This is a genomic window from Pseudomonas brassicae (assembly GCF_010671725.1).
Lineage (GTDB): Bacteria > Pseudomonadota > Gammaproteobacteria > Pseudomonadales > Pseudomonadaceae > Aquipseudomonas > Aquipseudomonas brassicae.
Genome location: NZ_JAAHBU010000132.1, coordinates 1 through 3445, shown reverse-complemented (window position 1 = coordinate 3445; position 3445 = coordinate 1). Strand labels below are relative to the sequence as shown.

The 3445-nt window shown below is 67.3% G+C and carries 1 protein-coding gene and 2 pseudogenes; 2 read left to right on the top strand and 1 reads right to left on the bottom strand.

Translation table 11 applies throughout. The features are described from left to right. A pseudogene (locus G3436_RS10870) lies at positions 1-1413 on the top strand (hypothetical protein); the annotation flags it as partial. Then, positions 1320-1544 (top strand): hypothetical protein, encoded by a 225-nt coding sequence (locus G3436_RS10865; protein ID WP_163944647.1) that lies wholly within the window; start codon positions 1320-1322, stop codon positions 1542-1544. The pseudogene G3436_RS10870 and the gene G3436_RS10865, both read left to right, overlap by 94 nt. Here G3436_RS10865 and G3436_RS10860 read toward each other — a convergent pair. Then, a pseudogene (locus G3436_RS10860) lies at positions 1529-3445 on the bottom strand (PAS domain-containing sensor histidine kinase); the annotation flags it as partial. The gene G3436_RS10865 and the pseudogene G3436_RS10860 overlap by 16 nt on opposite strands.

The following is a 3445-nucleotide window of genomic DNA, read 5'->3' as shown; positions in this document are numbered from 1 at the left end:
TGCAGGCACTGCTCAGCGGCAGGGCGCCACCGGCCACCACCACCCTGCGCGCCACCGCAGTGGGGGGCGGTGCCCAAGCCACCGCAGGCGATGCTGCGCCTGCAAACCACCCTGGCCACCATCGACTCGCGTAGATCCACCCTGCTCAATGCACTGCTTGATCCGCTCGGCGCCAAGGTGACACTGGATGCGCTCGGTTGGCAGGGCATCGCCAACACCGATATCAACCTGCTGGCGTTCGTCGACCAACTGGCAGTGAATGTCGGCGTCGGCGTCGGCCAGTACGACCAGTTGCTGGCCAAGAACCTCAAGGCCACGCAATTGATCCAGGCCGCGATCGACGTGGCCCAGCGCGGTGGTGCCACGGTGCAGGTGCTCGCCAACCTGGGCAAGGTGCTGGCCAACGCCAATGCCACCACTGACCTCAAGCTGGGCAGCATTCTCGCAATCCAGAGCGGCACCGTGGCCTCGGGGCTGGATGCCAGCGTGCAACTGCTGGAGCTGCTGCAGGCGGTGATCCTGCTGGCCAACCAGCAGAGCGCGGCGGTGGTCGAGGTGCCCCTCAACGTGCTGGGCCTGCTGACCGGTTCGATCAAGCTCAAGGTGGTCGAGCCACCGCAGTTTTCTGCGGTCGGCAACCCGGCCAAGGCCAGAGTCGCCCCGCTGGGCAGCGACGCGATCATGGTCAAGAGCGCACAGATACGCGCCCTGGTCTCGGTCAACATGCGCCTGCTCAGCGGCGTCGGCGGGCTGATCGGCGCGATCTCGACCATCGCCTCGCCGCTCACCTCGGCGGTCAGCAACCTGCTGGGGCTCAACCTCAAGGGCACCGTCGAAGCCCTGCTGTGCGTGGTGGGCCCGTGCGAAGCCGGCGACATCGTGCCGTTTGGCGCACCCACCGTCGACATCAGCCTGGAAGTGGCCCAGGCCCGCAGCTACCTGACCGATTACAGCTGTGGCGCCGACAAGCGCCTGACCGCCCGTACCGAAAGCGCCGCACTGGACCTCAAGCTCGGCAAGATCGTCCCGGCCAGCGGCTTCAACAGCAGCCCCACGGTCTACCCGCTGCCGTTGATCGACATCGGCACACGCACCTGCAGCCTGCTGCTGATCTGCGGCCCGCACAAGGAGTTCACCGGCGGCGCGTGGGCATCAAGATCGACACGCCACTGCTCAAGAGCGCCAATGTCGACCTGCTGTTCAGTGCAGCCAACAGCACCACCCCGCCCAACATCAATCTACCGCCCAGCTACAACCATACCCAGGCGAGCAATATCCTGCAGAGCCTCACCAGCACCATCAAGGGCATCCAGTTGCAGGTGTACAAGCCGCAGAACGGCAACCTGCTGGGCAACCTGCTGGTGGTGGCCGGCGGCCTGCTCGACGGTATCAAGGCGCTTCTCGACCCGGTGATCAACGACCTGCTCAGCCCGTTGCTGGACCCGCTGCTCAACAGCCTGCTCAAGGGCCTGGGGATCGACCTGAACTACGTCGAGGTAGGCGCCAACCTGACCTGTTCCAACCGCGCTCAACTGGTGCTGTAGAGCGGCAGCTCGATCACGAAGCAGGCGCCCTCGTCAGCATTGTGTGCACTCAGCAGCCCGCCCATGCGCTCGATGATGCCGCAGCTCACCGACAGCCCCAGCCCGGTGCCGACCCCGCTGGGCTTGGTGGTAAAGAAGGGTTCGAAGATCCGCTCCAGCAGGCGCGGGTCGATACCGCCAGCGTTGTCCTGCACCTGCAGACGCACCCAGCCCTGCACCTGTTCGGCATGAATGCCGATCCACGCACGCCGCTGCGGCTCGGCGTCGCGCCGCCCCAGCAAGGCATCGCGGGCATTGACCATCAGGTTGATCAGCACCTGCTCCAACTGGTCGGGGTGGCCGCGCACCTCGCACCCGGCAAGGGCCTCGCCCACGCGCAGTTCCACACCCTTGCCCGCCAGGCCATCGGCCAGCAGCGACAAAGCCCCCTCGACGGCTTGCCAGGGGTCGAACACCTGCGCCTCGACCTCCGAACGCCGCCCGAACACACGCATGTGGTCGACCACCCGTGAGGCGCGCAGCACCTGTGCATCGATGCGCTTGAGCTTCTCCTGCAGGTACGCCACCTCCACCTCGCCGCTCTCCAGGCGCTTGAGCGCATTGACCACCGCCATGCGCATCACGTTCAGCGGCTGGTTGATCTCGTGCGCAAGCCCTGTGGACATCTCGCCCAGGGTGGCCATTTTCGCGCTCTGCAACAGTTGCTGCTGGCTACGCCGCAGTGCGGTGTTGTCGCGCCCTACCGCCTGCACCTCCAGCAACCGGCCATCGCTGTCGAACAGGCCGCGATCGGACCACACCCACCAGGCATGCTCGCGCCCCGGCAGCTCCAGGCAGATCTCGGCGCTGCTGACCGGTTGCTGCGCGGTCAGCCCGGCCAGGCGCTGCACGAAGGCTTCGCGCTGCGCCTGCGACATCCACTGGCCCAGGTTCAGGCCCGGCAGTTGCTCAGGCCTGCACTCCAGATAGTCGGCCAACGGCCGGTTGCCGAACACCAGGCTCAGGTCCGACCGGTAGCGACAGATCATCGCCGGCGAATCCTCCACCAGTACCCGATAACGCTCCTCGCTGTCGCGTACGCGCTCGGCGGCCAGGGTGGCCTCGGTGACGTCCAGCCAGATGCCCACCGCCTCCACCGGCAAGCCCAGGTCGTCACGCAGCAAACGTGCCTCGTCCAGCACCCAGTGGTACTCGCCATGGCTGTCACGCAGACGATAGCGGCTGCGCACCTGGCCATCGCGCAACAGCGTACGCGTGCGCTGCAGCCACAGCGCCTGGTCATCGGGGTGCACCCAGTGCGCCGGTTGCTGCCGGGCATCGGCGGGCCAGCCGAGCATGGGCTGCAGGCTGGCACTGAAGAACTCGGCCTGCAGCGCACCGGCGTCATAGCGCTGGATGTAGATCACCGCCGGCGAGCTGGCAATCAGGTTGTCCAGCCGCGCATGGGCGGCACTGGTCTGCTGCTGTTGCTCGCGGATATCGCTGATATCGAGCATGAAACCGTGCAGCCGACGCTGGCCAGCGTGCCCCTGCACCTGCCCACACACGCGGTACCAGCGCTGGGGGGCCTCGTGCAGGCGCACGCATACCTGCAGGTGGCCACCTGCGCGCTGCACGGTCTCGAACGCCAGTTGCGCCGCTTCACGGTCCGCCGGGTGCAGCCGCGCCAGCCAGGCTGGCAGTGACAGTTGCGCCTCCACCCCCAGGCTTGCCGCCAAGCCCGGTGCCAGTTGCAGGCAAGGTGCGTGCAACGGCCACTCCCACCACCCCGCACCCAACAGCGCCTGCACGTTGTCCAGGCGCTGCTGGCAGGCCTGCAGGCGGCGTCTGCCAGACGCGCCAGCAACGGCTCGGCCAGCGCATCGAGCAACCCCCGCGCACCACCCGGCACGCCGTGCGCG